This is a genomic window from Paenibacillus sp. GQ49 (assembly GCF_059759055.1).
The window spans coordinates 235,160-252,675 of sequence record NZ_JCAXEL010000005.1; the positions used below are offsets into that span (position 1 = coordinate 235,160).

Here is a 17,516-nt window from a genome sequence, read left to right on the forward strand (position 1 = left end):
GGAAATTTGTTATATGTAAGCGCTATCCAAAGAACTATAATCTATTTATCTGGATGTTAATCCGTTCAGAAATACTTAGACCAAATCAAGAGGAGGAATTGTATGAAACGGTTAGGTCAATGGAATATAACAGCCTTGGTTCTTGTGCTGGTACTCGCCATGCTTCCATTTTCGAATGTCTCACATGCAGCCAAGGCAGTTACGGAAGTGGAGGGAAGTCATTTGAGCACAAACTTTGAAGACGGTACACTTCAAGGATGGACTCCACGTGTCGGTAGTGAAAATCTGACAGTGACACAGCAGGAAGCACACGAAGGTCAGTCCAGTATGCTGGTCGCCAACCGTGAGCGTTCCTATCATGGACCAATGTTATCCATGAAGGATCTGCTTAAGCGTAACCAAGAGTACGAAATTGCGACATATGTAAGACTTACTCAGCAGCCCAACACGGATCAAACATTACAGCTCACCACATATAAAAAAACAACTGCCGAAAGCTGGAACCCGATCGGTAGCGTGAAGATTGCCAAAGCAGAATGGAATACATGGCACAAGATCACCGGAAAGTTTCAGTATAGCGATGATCCCACTGAATTGAAATTGTTCATCGAAACACCCTACATCTCTGAAGATAGCGTAGATACGTTATCGTTCTATGTGGATGATGTATCATTTACTCTGGCCGAGCAACTGGAGATTGAAGAAGGTATTCGGTCTCTTGCGGATCTGTATCAAGATGATTTCCCCACTGGTGCAGCGGTGTATCGCTGGCAATTGGAAGGCGCATATGGAAAACTGCTCACAAAACACTTTAACAGCTTGACCGCAACCTATGAGATGAAACCGAAGTACATGTCTCCTTCCGAAGGTGTTTATGAGTTCGAGGCAGCCGATCAATATGTTCAGTTCGCCGAGGAGCATGGTATGGGCGTACGCGCACATGCGTTGTTGTGGCATATTGATGCAGCAGAGTGGATGTTCAAGGATCCTCAGGGTAACCCTGCCAGTCGAGAATTACTACTTGCCCGGATTCAGGATTACGTTGAAACCGTCATGACCCGATACAAAGGTAAGATCTATGCCTGGGATGTGGTAAACGAGGCGATTGCGGATAGCAATGGTGATGCCAACGGTTTACGTAAAAGTCCCTTTTATGAACTAATCGGTCCGGATTACATTGAGAAAACCTATGAATTCGCTCGTGCAGCCGATCCGAATGCCAAATTATATTACAACGAATACTTCACGGAAGTCCCTGAGAAAAGAGAGCATATGTATCAGTTGGTCAAAAGACTGAAAGAAAAAGGGCTCATCGATGGTGTGGGTTTGCAATCCCACTATAACCTGGAATCCCCGCCCATCGAGGAAATTGAAAAAACGATCAACATGTTCGCCGAACTTGGATTGGATATTCAGATCACGGAACTGGATGTGGATAGCGGAATTCCATTTGGTGAAGAGATGTCGGATGAAGTTGCTGTAAAACAGGCGTATCGATATAAGGAACTGTTGGATTTGTACAAAAAACACAAAGACCACATTTCTTCAGTTACCTTATGGGGACTCCAAGATGAGAAGTCTTACAACAACCAGGCTATGCTGTTTGATTCAGCCCTGAAGGCCAAAAAAGCATACTGGGGACTCGTGGATGAATCCAGCTTGCCTGTGTTGACGCAGAGAGCCGTATCACTTTCGGGTAAACCGGATATCAAAAAACAGTCACAAGATCCGCTCTGGAACAAAGCGGTGTCCACTACACTGGAGGGCGACTCTTCGGGATCAGCCAGTTTCCGCACCTTATGGGATCATAGTAACCTGTATATCCTTGTCGATGTTCAGGATGCGAAGGCAGATGTGAATGACAAAGTAGAACTCTTTGTTGATCTCAATAATGGCAAGACCACCTCATATGAAGCAGATGACCGACATGTAATCATTAAGCGGTCGGGCAAAGCTGAGGGCGCGGAGCAGCATTCATATGGTGTACGCGAGACAAAAGCCGGATATCAGGTTGAATTGTCCATTCCGTGGGGTGGTATCCAAGTCGGATCAGAATATGAAGCCGGATTGGATATCCGTGTGACTGATGGCGGTTCAAGTGGGACACAGCCTTATAAACCACTGTACTGGAATGATCGAACACAATCTCAGGAACAGGATACAAGCAAATACGGCGTGATTCAGCTTGCCCCTATGCCTAAATCTGCACAAGCTGTGCAAGGGATTGTTCAGATTGATGGGAAGAAAGACACATCATGGAATAAGGCTGCACCATTTGAAGTAAAACGGTTGAACCAGAGCGAAGGTGCAGAGGCAGTGGCTCGCGCAATGTGGTCAGGTGAGTATCTATATCTGCTGATCGATGTCACTGATCCAAACATCATCACAGATAGTATCAACCCATGGGATCAGGATTCGGTTGAGATTTTCCTGGACGAGAATCACCAGCGCACACCGTATTTTCAATATGATGATGCCCAGTTCAGAATCAGTGCAGACAATGTCGGAACCTTTGCAGGCAGTGCTTCACCCGGACGCCTTGTAAGTGCTGTGAAGAAAACGAATAAAGGATACCTCGTAGAAGCCAGAATCCAGTTGAATTCACTGACGTCAAAGGCTGGAAATGTCCTCGGTTTCGAGCTTCAAATTAACGACAATCAGGGCGGAAGTAAGCAGAGCGTAGCTAAATGGAATGATACGACCAATGAAAGTTGGAGGAACACTTCCCAATACGGAATACTCACTTTTGTCGAAAAAAACAAACTCGGGCATTAAATCCTTTGCAGTAATAGCAAGAATAGAAATCATCATAACAGTGGATAAAACTCAACCATTGTTATGATGGTTTTCATTGTTTAAATACGTCACCGAAGCTGTTGAGGGGCGATAAATCTGCCTTGACTATATTTAACAGCCCTTGATATACTAAATGAATGTTATTTTTTCTTTTATGCGGATAAGAAAGTAATTAACTACATACAACCGTTTGCGAGGGAGCCTTAACCGGCTGAGAGGGTGTTAAACCGACCTTACCTGATTTGGATCATGCCAACGTAGGGATGCAACGATGAAACACTGTACTTGGGTAGCTCATGCGAACCCTCTTGTTTTAGTGTATTTGTCTGCGAAACATCCTATGGATGTTTCGTTTTTTTGTTTTTAAATACGTACATTATGAATTGGAGGAACATATGTTGACTATTTCAGAGAGACTATATCGGGCGGCGCAGCCTGTGTGGAAGGAATGTCTTGAGCATCCCTTTGTGAAAGGAATCGGAGATGGTTCCTTACCGGTTGAACAATTTCGTTATTATTTGTTGCAAGACTACTTGTACCTGTTCGATTATGCCCGCGTATTTGCACTGGGTATCGTCAAGTCGCACGACCCCAAATTGATGCAGTTTTTTAGTGAAAATGTAGATAACATCCTGAATGGTGAAATGAAAATTCATCGATCTTATATGGAGCGATTAGGAATTACAGAGGATCATGTTTTCCAGGTAAAACCTGCCCTGAAAAATGCAGCCTATACTAACTATATGCTCTCTGTTTCCCATGCGGGTGGCATAGCAGAAGTACTTGTATCCATTCTGGCCTGCTCATGGAGCTATGCAGAGATTGGTCAAGTCCTTGCTCAAAAGCCAGGTGCAGCTGATCATCCTTTTTATGGAGAGTGGATCACAGGATATGCTTCCTCTGAATACAACAGCAACAATCAATCCCTAGTGACGTTAACGGATAAGCTATTAGAAGGCTGTAGCGAGGGAACATACCAACGGATGGAAGATATTTTCGTGATGTGCAGTCGCTTTGAGCTTGATTTTTGGGAGATGTCATGGAGGATGGAGCCTTGAGTTCACTGGTAGTTAATTCAATTAGAGAGCACCGTCCATAAACAGTAAGAGGACATTAAAGCTCGTATTACACTAAGTGCAGAAAGTATACAGGGGTAGTCTCAGGATGGAAAATAAGTAGATTTAAGTAAAGGAACGCTTGTATAAGCGTGTTTCGTGACGATGCCAAAAAAAGGGCGGAGTGTATCCGCCTTTTTTCATTGTTGAAATTCTTGACACAGGAACATTTTGTTCTTTGAAGTCTCTGGCTAAAATCAAAAAGGGTGTCAGGACGGAATGTTCATAGCAGTCTGAATGTTTTTCAGATCAAGCTGAATTTGCTCTGCAATATGGTAAGGGTGGTATAAGCCATGCTGCACCATGTAATTTGATATCTTTTCATGAGAGTCTATAGCTTCATCGAGCTGTTTCATCAAAATTTGTTTGATTTCGGGGGTGGCACATTCGGTCACAGCCATGGCGTAGTTTCTGACGCTGCTCTTGGCGTTCATCAAAAAATCCATTGCGATGACGTCATCGGTCAGGGTATTAAGACCAGTCATATGTTCTAATATTGGGTTCATTTTTTTATCTCCTATACAGTCGCTTTAGACAGCACTCCACCGAGCTCTTGAAGCTGCTGTTGTGATAATGTCGCATCTTGTTGCAAAATTTGCTTGAGCTCCGGGTCGGTTACCAGAGCTTGCATGGTCATGGATTTAGTCATGCAAACCGTCTTGAACGCAGCTATTTCATGCACCTCGAGCATCTCATGCAAAGCGTAAGTGGAATCCATTCAGATTGTCCTCCCGTGTATCTATTCATATTTAAGGCTTTAAGATGACTTTAATGCAATCGTCCGTTTTTGTATCGAACACTTCATAGCCCCGCTTGGCCTCGCTGAGCGGAATGACGTGCGTAACAATGTCGCCAGGGTCCACTTTGCCAGATGTAACCAACTCGTACATATATGGCATGTAGTGAATGACCGGAGCTTGTCCGGAACGGATGTTCACGTTTCGCTGCATGATGTCACCAAGCGGGAATCCGTTATAACGTCCGCCGTATACCCCAGTGACTTGAATGGTGCCACCTTTGCGGACAGCCTGAGATGCAATGATAAATGCGCTCATGGTGCCGCCTTGCAGTTTCATACCGCTGGCTAGAAATTCAAGATCGCTCATCTTGCCGTCCATTCCTACCGCATCAATCACGACATCGGCGCCGCCTTTGGTCATTTCCTTGAGAGTGTTCCCAATATTCTTATCCTGTTCGAAGTTTACGATTTCCACATTGTTTGTTCGCTTCGCATGCTTTAAGCGGTAATCGACATAGTCGACGGCTATGACCCGCTTAGCTCCTTTCAGCCAGCAGAACTTCTGGGCCAGGAGTCCGACCGGGCCGCAGCCGAGCACGATGACCGTATCTCCATTCTTAACGCCGGCGTTATCTACGCTCCAGAATGCCGTCGTCATGGCATCGGCGATCAAGCTTAGCTTTTCGTCCGGTTGTTCGCAGTTTTCAGGGATCTTAAAGTGGGTAAAATTGGCAAATGGGACCCGTAAATACTCGGCTTGCCCGCCGGGATATCCGCCGGTCGTTCCGGAGTAGCCGAAATATGCGCCCATATCCCCGTGCTCGTTGGAATTGTCACATTGGCTTTCCAACTGATTTTTGCAAAAAAAGCATTCTCCGCATGCGATGTTAAACGGTATGATTACGCGGTCGCCTTTTTTTACCTTGGTCACGCCAGGGCCCACTTCTTCTACGATCCCCATCGGCTCATGTCCGATGACATAGTTCTCCTGAAGGTTAGGGATCATCCCGTGAATAAGATGAAGGTCAGAACCGCAAATCGCGGTACTGGTGATCTTTACGATCATATCGTCCGGTTTCACAATCTTCGCATCCGGCACCTCTTTGACCACGACATTTTTAACCCCTTGATACGTTACCGCCTTCATGCTTTATGTCCTCCAATATGTTCATCTGGGGTCCGATCAAACATCCCTTTACGTGACGTATCACCCGGGAACAGATTCATCTGCCCGATCATCACCGTATTTTTCGCCGAAAGCTGATCGAGTTGGTACTGTTCGTTCAGCTCATAAGGATGAAACCATTTTTTGCGAATCATGAGCTCCGAGATTTCTTGGTGCATTGCAATTCCCTGCTTCAGATGAGTATGCAGCAGGGCTCTTACATCCGGTGAAGCCGTTTCCGTCAGGGCGATGGACAAATTACGTACACCCTCCTTGGCACGAAGAAGGAAGTCCATGGCAAAAGTCATATCTGCCATTTCCGGCATATTCAATGAATTAATCGGATCTAAATAATCGGTATTCATCTGAGTTCCCCTTAATGTGTTATAGGTGTCGGATTATTCGGAACGGGTGCTTGAAAAGGAGCTCTTGCGTAGATTGCTTGCAGCTCAGCAATCTGTTGTATGGATTGAATTACGTCTTTCTGCATTAATGCTTTTAGCTCTTGGTCAAAGACCAGGCCTTGCATAAGTTTCGACTTAGCGATGCAGAGCGTTTTGAAGTTTAATGCTTCATGCAGTTCCATCGATTCGTGCGGCGCTAGCGTTGGATTAGCCATTCAGAAATGTTCCCCTCCTTTTTCATCAAGATTAGATTTTCCAATGCATCGGATCTTATACTAATATGGATCACCGGAGAGGTAAGATCCGAATATTCCCATACAGTCGCAGGGATATAAACAAAATCTCAATCCCATACTTATCTCTGTTTAAATGAATGATCTTACTCAAGGAAGGAGGAGTCACGGTGCCCAATAAAAACAAAATTGATCTAGCCACCGAAAATGCAAGAAAACCGGCAGAAGGTGCACTTAACTCGAGTGGTAGTAATACGCTGGAGCAGCATGCATCTAACGCGGTTTCTGAGGTGAAGACGGCTTTAAATCAGGCAATAAGCTCGTTAAATGAATCTAATGCAACAAATCTACAAGCGTTGGAGATTGCCCGGCAGCAATTGACCCGAGCAGATGAATTTTTAGATCAAGCGCTAACTTCAGCAAATGCATTACGTCTGCCGGACCAACAATAAAACGGTTTTGATACAGATAAGCTTGGCAGAGTTTTTCCTTCTTTTCCGAATTTTCTCCGATACTCTCTACATGGGGAATTACCCTGCGTTGACGATCAGAGGAAGCATTTTTTCTAGAACACATATAGGTACCGTCAACATGCTTCGGCTTACGCCGAAGTTTTTTGTATTTTTAGATCTATCGGAAATTCTCAAAAACGAGGTTGAAAAAGAATGATTAAGGGCCAGGCATTAGAAAAAGTCTTGAACATAATTATAGGTAATATCTATTCAACTATGTTGAGGAGGACATCATACAGCCTATGTTACCTATGGATGAATATTTTGGTAAGTTAGAACTCGTTCATTCCTTTTACGGGGCTATGCCTACAGGCGTTAGTGTATCCGAAACCGGGCGTATCTTTATTTGCTTTCCAAAATGGGGAGATGACGTTAGATTTACGGTAGCGGAAATTGTTGAGGGTCAGATGCAACCTTATCCTAATGTAGAAGCGAATTTGATCAACCCATTGAATATCGTTATGTCCTTCATCAGTGTCCAAAGTGTTGTTGCAGATGGAAGGGGAACCTTGTGGGTACTGGACACGGCTGCACCAAATTTTTCTGAGCCAATTAAAGGAGGGGCAAAATTAGTCGCGGTAGATTTAGAAACAAATACAATAAGAAAAGTATATACATTTGCAGATGATGTAGTCTTGCCGACAACGTATCTGAATGATGTCCGATTTGACTTTCGTGTAGGAAAAGCAGGTTTCGCATATATAACGGATTCTTCTTCCAATGGTCCAGGCGCTATTATCGTCGTAAATTTAGAAAACGGAAATGCGTATAGACGGTTGCATGGAGCAAGCTCGACCTCACCCGATCCATATTTTGTGCCAAAAGTGGAAGGTAAAATTTTGATGAATCGAAACGCGGATGGTTCAACATCGCCCTTTCGATTGGCCTCTGATGGTATAGCCATTTCCCCTGATGGAAAAATGTTATTCTATTGTCCATTAACCAGTCGCCAGCTATACTCGATCTCAACAGAATCGTTAAGAGACAGAACGATACCGGATTTTAAGTTAAGTGATCTTGTGCAGTATTGGGGAGAGAAGGGTGCATCTGATGGGATGATCACGGACGCAAAAGGAAACGTTTATGCTGGAGATTATGAAAACGATAGTATTCGAAAGATATTGCCAAATGGAATCATGGAAACCATCGCCCATGATCCCCGAATTTTATGGCCGGATACTTTTTCGATTGGTCCGGATCAATACTTATATGTGATTGTGAACCAATTACATAGGCAGGCGAGATTTCATTATGGAAGAGACCTGCGACAAAAACCGTACATTTTACTACGTTTGAAAATTGATGAATTACCTGCTCCTACCTTTTGATATACATCCCACTTTACGCGTACAATCAGCCCCAAAAGACATAATTAAACAATTCAACAACAAGCCCTGATATAATAAGCGAATAGCAACTATCTATTTTCTATGGAGGTGAGGCTATTGAAAACAATCGGGGTAGGATTCTTACATGCACGGCTCTATGCAAAGCCAGTGAAGGATATGGCAATGCTTTGCATAGAGCCCAGGAATAATCACATTGCCAACGACGAATCGTAATATTCTACGAACTGGCTTTGCACCTTATTGATCTATTAAATAAGGAGTGAGGCCCATGAAATATTCAAAAGCCGAGTCTATTTTTCCGGAAGAATTGTTACGGATCATTCAAGAATACGTTCAAGGGGAATTGGTTTATATCCCAAAACCCAAAGAGGCGCACCTAAAATGGGGCGAGAAAACAGAGAGCAAGAGCAGGGTCTCTGCTCGAAACGCTGAGATTAAATCTTTATTCTGCAACGGAGTCAAGATAGAGGAGTTGGCGGGTCGATATTTCTTGTCCTGTGAAAGCATAAAGAAAATAGTCTATACAAAGAACTAATAAAATCCGCTAACACGTCGTTTCGACGGTTTAGCGGATTTTGTGCAAAGATGACTTAAATCAACTTATGCATAGTAACCGTACCTCTAAGTCGATAGACTCAAATTAAGGTTGTTGTGATGAAGGACGGCCGGATCATACAAAGAGGTGTAACGAATGAACGAAATCATAAAGAAGAAGCTGCTGGACAAAAATGAACTGCTCATTAACATGGTGATTGAACGCGTAAAAAGAGATTTTCTAGACGATATCGCCATTATTGGGCTTACTGGTTCATTTAGCACCGGTGACTTTCACGAGAAGAGCGATCTTGATTTAATTATCATTAATAATACAGAAAAGGGATGGGAAATATCCGACTGCTTCATCTTGGACGACGTTGGGTATGACATCTATTGCACGCCATGGGATTCAAGAATACAAGAGCAATCCACCTTGGAGAGTCCTAACGTATCGAGCCTAACCGACCTCAAAATACTCTACTATGCTAAGCCTGAGGATTTGGAGAAATTGAACGACTTCCAGCAAAAAGCTCTTGATGCACTTGCAAACCCGATAGGAGAAGCATGCCTTAATCGAGCAAATAAATGGATCGATCTGGCTAAGCAAGCATACAGCGACACGATGCTGGGTGAAGATATCGGTTCAGTGCGATATGCATCTGCTGGCGTTCTGTACAATCTAGTCAATGCCTTGGTGAGTATGAATAACACGTGTATCAAACGAGGAATCAGGCGATATTTGGAAGAGATACGCTCGTTTCGTTATGTTCCGGATGATCTTGAATCCTTATACATGTCAATCATCGAAGCTCATACCATTGAAGATATCCGAATAACATCTTTTAATATGTTGAATAGCGTTATGAGGTTACATAACACGATGTGTGATAACTTCATTGTTAAACCGGCTCCGTCCTTTGATAATCTGAGGGGGACATACGAAGAATTGTGGTGCAACTACCGCAATAAAATATTGAACAGTGTTATATCGAACGATGCTCCCTACGTCTTTCTTTCCGCCTTTGGAGCACATCGATATCTTGATGAAATGGCTGTAGAGAAAGGAACTCAGAAATTTGATCTTATGCAGTACTTTGATGCAAGCAATTTACCAGTTATGAAAGAGAAGTTCCTTGAAGTGATGGATGACTATCTAGATGAATATAATAAGGTCGGCAGAGAAGTCAAACGTTTTACAACCTTCGAGCAACTATATGCCCATTATATGAATCACTGACCTTACATATAGTTGGTATTAAGTCCGCGGCAAAGGGAGCCTAGACAATCTATCTGATTTATTTTCCGATTCTGATACTTTATTTATTCGAACACAAGGAAAACTTCTTTTACAATCATTGTCAGTACGTTATAATACAATCACCAGGCATATTACCCAACAAAGTTAAATATTGTAAATATTAGGAGGTATGGTTATGGTCAAGAAGACAATTTCGAAAACCATCAGCGCAGCTTTAATCGTTTCTTTGCTGGCTACTGGCGTGATAGTCGCTATTGAAGGTAAAACAACGTTAGAGGTTGCGAAGTCAGCAGGGGATAAAAAGGTTGAAGTTATTAAATGAAGAAGTTAGGTGCGACTCTAGTAGTCCCAATTAGGGGTATTCGAAGCACCTGATGTGAAAGCCAACGGAATCAAACCAACAGTGGTAGCAACTAAAAAAGCATAAATCGTTAATATATTGACCTCAGCTCACTTAACCCGGCTGAGGTTTTTTCATATGCATTGAAAAAATACCACATGCATTCTCAACTAGTAAAAAGAATCCTGATCCAGATTTCCATCTCATTCTCGAACATGTTGAGGTTTAGTATACAAATTGCCGGTCGTATGATTTTTCGATTACAGGACAAGATATTAACCTTATCACCATTTTATTACTTTGATAAAGGAGACGACCATGGTTGAAAAACACGAGCCTCAAATGAAAAATCATCAAAAGTCTACATGGCTTGATGATTTAAAACAGATATTAAACCATATGGAAGATGCCGAAATCATTGAGCACAAAATAGGTACGAGTGCTTCAGTCCATCTTTTATTTATAAAAACGTTAATAGATCAAGAGCGTTTAAACGAGGCGATTATTCAGCCACTTCATCAATCAGGCGGAAATTCGCTTTCTTCATGCATAATCAATTCTGATGTTTCAGAAGTTATATCGATCGAAGATGCTGGGCAAAAAATAATGCAAGGATATATTCTTCTATACGATTCAGTCAACGATCAATGGCTAGGCATACAGTTGGAAAATCCTCTTGGCCGGGCAATTGAACCTTCCCAAACGGAAACGGTTATATATGGAGCGAAAGATAGCTTCAGCGAACAAATCGATAATAACATTACAATGTTGCGCAGACGTTTGCCTATAACGACATTAAAAACGGAAAGCTTCACTATCGGATCACTGAGTAAAACAAAAGTTGTGTTAATGTACATAGACGGAATAATTAATCCGGAATTTGTTTCCATTGCAAGAGAAAAAATTGAAAGTGTGGATTTCGATCAGTTTTTAGACTCCGCACAGCTTGCAGCTTTTATTGAAGATCATAACCATACGGTCTTTCCCCAGTTTCTACAAACGGATCGGCCGGATGCCTGCGCCTTCGCCTTAGGTGAGGGTAAGCTGACTTTATTAGTCTCCAATTCACCGTTTGCTTTAATTTGTCCCATTACATTATTCCATCTATTCCAATCGCCAGAAGACTACTTCCTTCGTTGGCCGGTAGCCAGTTTTTTACGTTTAATGAGGTATGGAAGTTTTATTATTTCTTTGACGATGATTCCTTTTTATGTTGCGTTAACGACATTTCATTACCAAATGGTTCCGCTGCCGATTCTCTTCGTATTATTGGAATCGAGAAGCAAATTGCCCTTTACTCCTTTTGTGGAAGGACTTTTCATGATCATAACGCTGGAAATCATCAAAGAAGCAAGTTTGCGAATGCCGACCAAAACCAGTCAAACTCTAGGGGTTATCGGTGGTATTGTCATTGGACAAGCGGCTGTTGAGGCAGGCTTTGCAAGTAAAGTATTAATTGTTTTGATGGGTATATCCGCTATTGCTTTCTTTTTAGTTCCCAATTATCAAATGACAAAATCCATGGTTCTGTTGCAATTGCTTCTTCTTATCCTTGCATCGTTTCTTGGGCTGCCAGGAATCGTGGTCGGGATAATCGGGATTCTTGCGCATCTCCATGCATTAACGTCATTAGGTCAACCTTATTTAGCGCCGCTTTCACCTTTTTATGGGAAGGATTGGATCGACCTCTTTATTCGCGGGCCTTTGATTTGGATGAAAACGCGTCCGCATAACCTAAAACCACTACAGAAATGGCGACAGGAGAAGATGAAGAAATGAAGACTTTATCCCTATTCAATCAAACTTCCACCCTTGGCGGCATCCATTTCCTTTTATTGGTTAATCGAACGCAAATGCATTATTTTATTTTAATCATGCCGGTTTATTTGGTTCATTCCTATATGGTTTGGGGAATTGTCGCCTTGGGGCTACTGTCCCAACTTAATTTGATGATGCTATCCAAATGGTTTACTTCCAGTTATGCATCGAAAGGCTATCAAGGATTTGTACAGCTTTTTGGGAAACGGGCGGTTCAAGTTTTCGCAATACTTGGTTTTGTGATAATACTGTTAAAAATTTCAATCATCACACTGGGTTACGTTGAAATGCTCCATAATTTTATATATCCATCAATGAATAAAAAGTGGCTGATCCTAGTTATTCTTTCGATCAGTTTATTTGTGGCTTCACATGGCATGGAGAAAACATTGCGTTTTGTCGTTATCGCCTTTCTCTGCGGGGCGTGGATCTTAATCATGTTTATTCCCTTTTTCTTTCCAACGATTGCAAATTACCGCGATTTGTATCCTCTAATCCCCACCGAATGGTCAGGACATTCATGGCAGGGCTTGTTGTTTATTTGGTCGGCATTTTCCGGTCCAGTATATTTGGCCTTTATGGTTCCATGGTTGAGCTCCAATAAAAAAATATCGAAGTATCTTGTCATTGGAAACATGCTGACGATCTTGGAATATTCATTATTGTTCATTGCTTCGGTATTGTTTTACGGTTCGAACTTCTTAAGCAAGATCAACTTTCCAGTAGTATATATGGGAAGTTACATTCAAATGAGTGGTTTAGAACGAATCGATTACATCCTTATCTCTTTCCATATGTTTAACTATGTATTTGACATTTCAATTCTTTTGTTGTGTTTATATGGAGCTGGAAGAGTCTTTATGAAAAAAATGAACGAAGGCACAACTCGGATCGGATTATTGTCAAGTTGGTTCGTCATTTTGATAAGTATCATCATAATGGATCAATGGTTATGGCAAACGGTTCCGGGTCAAAAGATGTTACTGAACATTCAAATCTGGCTTGGTGCATTCATTTATTTACTGGTTCCTACGATCCTTTTCACTATGGTTAAACGAAAGGAGAGAGTGTAGGTATGGTATCATACAAGCATTATGGTTTATTGGCGATTGTAAGCCTTATGTGGGTGGCCGGTTGTTCTTCTCCATATGTCGAGAGCAATATGATCGAAGAGATCGCCCCGGTAGTTTTCTGGTCTGTTGACAAGGGGACGGAAGGAAAGTTTAAAATCAGCACTTTAGTGCCTCCACTCATCAAAGAAAAAAAACGCTTTCTCTCCAAGGAAGTTGATCTGTTAAAACAGGGAGGCAAGGAGTTTAATTTAATTTATTATCGGGAATTAAAGCAGGGGCAGCTGCGAATGTTATTAATCAATGAGGAACTGGCAACAAAAGAAGGCATTGAAAAGCTGATCAATACGATATTGGTTGATCCCGATATTTCAATGCATGTCTACTTATTGATCGTCAGAGGCGATTTTGATGAATACATAAAAAATCAATTGACGAAGCAAGAAAACCAAGATTATTTTCTTTATCGGATGTTAAAGCATTACGAGGAACATAACCAAGGTGAAATGAGCATTGTCAATATTCATCAATTCATGAAGATGTTATATTCCCCTCTTAAGGATCCGATCCTGCCGGTTTTTCATGCGGATAAAAACAATTTCAATTACGTAGGAACGGCCTTTTTCCAAAATGATAAAGAAGTAATGGTCACTCAAGACGTAAGTGATGAAATTTTTCAACTTCTGGATAACGATCATTTCTTAAAAGTCTTGGCCATTCCAAAGTTATCTATCAGTTTGGGACGTGTTCGATCCAATATTCGCATGAAACTATCAAGTGACTATTCATCCTTGTCTTTACATGTGGGATTGAAAGGAAGAATTGAGGAATACCAGGGAGAAAAGAATATTCAAAGCGAGGAACAATTGGAACATTTAATTCATGAGATTGAGGTATACCTTGAGGAACAAACGTCAGAATTATTAAAAAGTATGCAACGGTTGAAAGTGGATCCCTTAGAGGTCGGAACACATTCACTTAAGCCTTTTTCTAAACCAATAACGGAAGAGCAATGGTTGAAATATTGGGAAAATATGAAGATTAATGTTGACTTCGACATCAAAATACAGCCTTTGATTAATGTTGAACGGCTGTCGTGATTCAAAAGATGCCCCCCCACATGATCAAATACATCATTGTGGGGGCATCTTTTTTGTTCAAATCATGTACAAAGAGAGCTTAGTACTGCAGCCCGTGGCGGACAAGCCATTTGGATATCTTTAGAAAATGGAAAGTCTAATGATCTTATCGTCATTAATAACAAAATGATAATTCAATAATAGCGGATCGGGTAGACCCGTCTTATCGTAGGTACCATCCAACTCGCATGTTAGCACAATTTCATCACCTATTTTTTTTGCTTCAGTTGGCTTTAACGTTACATTCGCCGCGAAATGGTTTTGATCACTCCATTCCCGAATCGCCTGTTTGCCATTTCGCTTTTTCCCTTCATCCAACACGACAGCATTTTCTGAGAAACAATCTACAAATACTACCGGGTCTGGCTTGTTAGATGCAGTAATGTATTTGCCAATTACAGCTGGTAAATGATTGAGATCCATATTGTTCTCTCCCTTTATTAATTGATTTTTAGACGGTAGGGATCGTTCCCCCATCTATGACATATTCACTACCTGTAATAGATGCTGCTCGGTCTGAGACCAGAAATGCGACCAGTTCAGCGACTTCTTCAGGAAATCCTGGCCGGCCAATTGGAATACCTCCGAGTGAAGTCATAAGTTGTTCGAGCGCACTTTCTCGACTTCCGGTTTCGGTTGCAATCCGATCAATTAATGCGTCAGCCGCTTCAGTCTGAATAAACCCGGGAGACAATGTATTGATGCGAATTCCTTGAGGGGAAAATTCATTCGATAATCCCTTGCTATAATTAGTCAGCGCGGCTTTGGCAGATGCATAAGCCAGTGTAGTTTCATATAAAGGCAAACGTCTCTGGATGGAAGTGAAATGAAGAATAACGCCTGATTTATTTTCTAACATAAGTGGAATTAAACCACGATCAAGTCGAACTGCTGCGAGTAAATTCCAATTTAATGTATGAAGCCAATCCTCATCACTCAATACAAGTGCGCCTCCTGGTGGTGTCGTTGATCCACCTACGCAATGGACAATAATATCGATACCTCCAAGTTGCTCTTTTACTGCTGTAATTATTTGCTCTACACCTTCAGGTGTGGCGACATCTGCTTGCACAAATTTGACCGAATTTGGCAAGTCAGTTGATAGGGAGCGGGCAGTAGTAAGGACTGTAGCTCCGCCGTTTGCAAGTCTTTTTACAACAGCTTGCCCCATTCCCTTTGTTCCCCCGGTTACAAGCACCTTTTTACCTTCAAATTCCGATACAGAGAACTCAAATTCTTTATGCATAACTATTCCTCCTAGTGATGGTATTCAATGATTAATTTAAAATTGCTCTGTCTCTAAACCTTGATGTGTTGTTCGAGAGGAGCTAGAACTAATACTACACTTGCTACTTTCATAACGTCCAATTTATTATAATAATAGAAATGATGAATATTATTAATATATGGAGGGGTGTTTTAATGGAACTTACACAATTAGAATACTTTATGACCGTTGCACGGCTTGAACATATGACCTTAGCCTCCAAAAAACTCGGTATTACTCAGCCAGCATTAAGTCATGCAATTGCCAAGCTTGAAAACGAAATAGGAGCTCCTTTATTTGAGCGAAATGGACGAAATATAAAGCTGAACCGAAACGGTACCATGTTTTCTAAATGGATTGGTAGAGCCCTACAAAATATTGAAAATGGCCTAAAGGAAATCGAAGAGTGGTCCAATCCGGATACGGGTGTGATTACGTTGTCTTATCTAAACATTCTCGGGGTTGAATTGATCCCAAGTCTAATCCGGAGTTATCAATTGAAGTATCCCAAAGTTCGGTTCGAATTGACACAAGGGAACTTAGGAGATATTGATGAACATCTGGAGCAAGGGTTTTCGGATGTTATGATTACATCGAGGGAATCTACTATGGATAATCATCACTGGAAGACTATTCAGAATGTTCCTTTATACATTGTTGTTCCCTCCCAACATCGTTATGCAGATTGTAGCGCTCTTAGTTTGGCAGAGCTGTCTGGCGAGCCATTTATTGGATTGAAAAATAACTGTGGATTAAAAGCAACGATTATATCCCGGTTCCAACATACCGGATTTTTTCTTGCTTCGGCCTATGAAGCGGAGGACCTGATCACTGTAGCCGGTTTTATAAAGTCGGGTTTGGGTGTATCAGTGCTGCCTAAGACGCTGGGTTTAATGTTAGATGAATTGGTCTGGATCCCTATCATTGATGAAGGATGGTACTGGGAAATAGGATTAAAGTGGAGAGATGATCATAACATTTCCCCAGCAGCGAAAAGGTTTATTGAATATGTGGATACTTTACATCAAGGAGAATGACCGCCAAATGTTTAGTTTTGAAAAGAAATTCTGAGAAAACAATCATACTTTATTGTATTTGAACACAAGGAAAAAATCCTTTTACAATGATTGGCAGTACGTTATAATACAATCATCAGGTAGATTACCCAACAAAAAAGTGAATTAATGTAATATCTAGTCACGCTCGGCTCGTCATAGTTCTTTGGGCCGCTTATTACAACATAATAGATATCGGAGGTATGATTATGGTTAAGAACAAAATCTCCACAGCCCTCAGCGCAGCTTTAATCGTTTCTATGCTGGCTACTGGCCTAATAGTCACTATCCAAGATAACACAACGTTAGAGGTAGCGAAGTCAGCAGGGGATAAAAAGGTTGAAGTTGTTAAAGCGTAAGCGAGACGTTAATTTATTTAGAACATGTCAAGAACAAAAATATATTCCTATTGAAGTCGCTATTTTAGCGGCTTTTTTGTTTTGTCGGTAAAATTGGGTTTAATACTAACGATATTTTGTTGAACAAGTAAAGAGAAGTTTAGAAGTCACCTTTTTTACATTTGTAAACCATTAGGTTTAAAGTAATAAAAAAATGATTAGATCGACTTAAGTAAAAATTGTTATTTTCTATAATCAGGCATAAAATGCGCAAATGTAAACTAAAAAAAGACATATACATAAAAAATAATGTTTATTTATATAAAAATACTTTGACAAATGAAAACGGGTGGATTATTTTGTTAATAAGGAATGCATATA

19 protein-coding genes and 1 riboswitch are annotated in these 17,516 nt (G+C 41.4%); of the genes, 12 read left to right on the forward strand and 7 right to left on the reverse strand.

The features are described from left to right. The first annotated feature begins 102 nt into the window (after positions 1 to 102). Together AC6CIF_RS12300 and tenA are read left to right on the forward strand one after the other, a co-directional pair. On the forward strand, positions 103 to 2,775 hold the full coding sequence (locus AC6CIF_RS12300; protein ID WP_498199847.1) for an endo-1,4-beta-xylanase: 2,673 nt from the start codon (positions 103 to 105) through the stop codon (positions 2,773 to 2,775). Positions 2,776 to 2,980: 205 nt separating this feature from the next. Beyond that, positions 2,981 to 3,078, forward strand: a riboswitch (TPP riboswitch). Positions 3,079 to 3,191: 113 nt separating this feature from the next. Continuing rightward, on the forward strand, positions 3,192 to 3,854 hold the full coding sequence (gene tenA, locus AC6CIF_RS12305; RefSeq protein ID WP_498199848.1) for a thiaminase II: 663 nt from the start codon (positions 3,192 to 3,194) through the stop codon (positions 3,852 to 3,854). A 266-nt stretch (positions 3,855 to 4,120) separates the two neighbouring features. On the opposite strand, the gene AC6CIF_RS12310 is transcribed toward tenA, so the two are convergent. Genes AC6CIF_RS12310 through AC6CIF_RS12330 form a run of 5 tightly spaced genes read right to left on the reverse strand, consistent with a single transcriptional unit; the run spans position 4,121 to position 6,434 of the window. After that, complete coding sequence (locus tag AC6CIF_RS12310; protein ID WP_047843175.1) at positions 4,121 to 4,417, reverse strand: spore coat protein; 297 nt, start codon at positions 4,415 to 4,417, stop codon at positions 4,121 to 4,123. Between the two features lie 11 nt (positions 4,418 to 4,428). Then, on the reverse strand, positions 4,429 to 4,629 hold the full coding sequence (locus AC6CIF_RS12315) for a hypothetical protein (RefSeq protein ID WP_498199849.1): 201 nt from the start codon (positions 4,627 to 4,629) through the stop codon (positions 4,429 to 4,431). 31 nt (positions 4,630 to 4,660) lie between these two features. Next, positions 4,661 to 5,797: a zinc-dependent alcohol dehydrogenase gene (locus AC6CIF_RS12320; protein WP_036615410.1), complete on the reverse strand. Its 1,137-nt coding sequence runs from the start codon at positions 5,795 to 5,797 to the stop codon at positions 4,661 to 4,663. Then, positions 5,794 to 6,180 (reverse strand): spore coat protein, encoded by a 387-nt coding sequence (locus AC6CIF_RS12325; protein WP_047843178.1) that lies wholly within the window; start codon positions 6,178 to 6,180, stop codon positions 5,794 to 5,796. The genes AC6CIF_RS12320 and AC6CIF_RS12325 overlap by 4 nt, the downstream gene beginning before the upstream one ends. Positions 6,181 to 6,191: 11 nt before the next feature. Then, positions 6,192 to 6,434, reverse strand: a complete 243-nt coding sequence (locus AC6CIF_RS12330) for a hypothetical protein (protein ID WP_036615405.1) — start codon at positions 6,432 to 6,434, stop codon at positions 6,192 to 6,194. Between the two features lie 188 nt (positions 6,435 to 6,622). Between AC6CIF_RS12330 and AC6CIF_RS12335 the strand changes: the two genes are divergently transcribed. The 8 genes from AC6CIF_RS12335 to AC6CIF_RS12370 all read left to right on the forward strand — a co-directional run bounded on the left by AC6CIF_RS12335 (position 6,623) and on the right by AC6CIF_RS12370 (position 14,436). Further along, positions 6,623 to 6,904, forward strand: coding sequence for a hypothetical protein (locus AC6CIF_RS12335; RefSeq protein ID WP_498199850.1), 282 nt, complete (start codon positions 6,623 to 6,625; stop codon positions 6,902 to 6,904). Between the two features lie 302 nt (positions 6,905 to 7,206). After that, positions 7,207 to 8,292 carry an L-dopachrome tautomerase-related protein gene (locus AC6CIF_RS12340; protein WP_498199851.1) on the forward strand — a complete coding sequence of 362 codons (1,086 nt, stop codon included), beginning with the start codon at positions 7,207 to 7,209 and terminating at the stop codon, positions 8,290 to 8,292. A 289-nt stretch (positions 8,293 to 8,581) separates the two neighbouring features. Further along, positions 8,582 to 8,848 (forward strand): CD3324 family protein, encoded by a 267-nt coding sequence (locus AC6CIF_RS12345; protein WP_076210507.1) that lies wholly within the window; start codon positions 8,582 to 8,584, stop codon positions 8,846 to 8,848. A gap of 156 nt (positions 8,849 to 9,004) precedes the next feature. Further along, complete coding sequence (locus tag AC6CIF_RS12350) at positions 9,005 to 10,087, forward strand: nucleotidyltransferase domain-containing protein (protein WP_498199852.1); 1,083 nt, start codon at positions 9,005 to 9,007, stop codon at positions 10,085 to 10,087. A gap of 196 nt (positions 10,088 to 10,283) precedes the next feature. Next, positions 10,284 to 10,430 (forward strand): hypothetical protein, encoded by a 147-nt coding sequence (locus AC6CIF_RS12355; RefSeq protein WP_339296875.1) that lies wholly within the window; start codon positions 10,284 to 10,286, stop codon positions 10,428 to 10,430. A gap of 336 nt (positions 10,431 to 10,766) precedes the next feature. Further along, positions 10,767 to 12,227, forward strand: coding sequence for a spore germination protein (locus AC6CIF_RS12360; RefSeq protein WP_498199853.1), 1,461 nt, complete (start codon positions 10,767 to 10,769; stop codon positions 12,225 to 12,227). Further along, the gene (locus tag AC6CIF_RS12365) at positions 12,224 to 13,339 is read left to right on the forward strand and encodes a GerAB/ArcD/ProY family transporter (RefSeq protein WP_498199854.1); all 1,116 of its coding nucleotides are present in this window, start codon (positions 12,224 to 12,226) and stop codon (positions 13,337 to 13,339) included. Before AC6CIF_RS12360 ends, AC6CIF_RS12365 begins: the two co-directional genes overlap by 4 nt. 2 nt (positions 13,340 to 13,341) lie before the next feature. Further along, positions 13,342 to 14,436: a Ger(x)C family spore germination protein gene (locus tag AC6CIF_RS12370; protein WP_498199855.1), complete on the forward strand. Its 1,095-nt coding sequence runs from the start codon at positions 13,342 to 13,344 to the stop codon at positions 14,434 to 14,436. 120 nt (positions 14,437 to 14,556) lie between these two features. Here the strand turns inward: AC6CIF_RS12370 and AC6CIF_RS12375 are convergent, their stop codons facing one another. Together AC6CIF_RS12375 and AC6CIF_RS12380 are read right to left on the reverse strand one after the other, a co-directional pair. After that, positions 14,557 to 14,898 (reverse strand): nuclear transport factor 2 family protein, encoded by a 342-nt coding sequence (locus tag AC6CIF_RS12375; protein ID WP_498199856.1) that lies wholly within the window; start codon positions 14,896 to 14,898, stop codon positions 14,557 to 14,559. Between the two features lie 28 nt (positions 14,899 to 14,926). After that, positions 14,927 to 15,721 (reverse strand): SDR family oxidoreductase, encoded by a 795-nt coding sequence (locus AC6CIF_RS12380; protein ID WP_498199857.1) that lies wholly within the window; start codon positions 15,719 to 15,721, stop codon positions 14,927 to 14,929. A gap of 176 nt (positions 15,722 to 15,897) precedes the next feature. Here AC6CIF_RS12380 and AC6CIF_RS12385 point away from each other — a divergent pair, with 176 nt between their 5' ends. Together AC6CIF_RS12385 and AC6CIF_RS12390 are read left to right on the forward strand one after the other, a co-directional pair. Next, positions 15,898 to 16,779, forward strand: a complete 882-nt coding sequence (locus AC6CIF_RS12385; protein ID WP_340914493.1) for a LysR family transcriptional regulator — start codon at positions 15,898 to 15,900, stop codon at positions 16,777 to 16,779. Between the two features lie 227 nt (positions 16,780 to 17,006). Then, on the forward strand, positions 17,007 to 17,156 hold the full coding sequence (locus AC6CIF_RS12390) for a hypothetical protein (RefSeq protein WP_498199858.1): 150 nt from the start codon (positions 17,007 to 17,009) through the stop codon (positions 17,154 to 17,156). Positions 17,157 to 17,516: the final 360 nt, after the last annotated feature.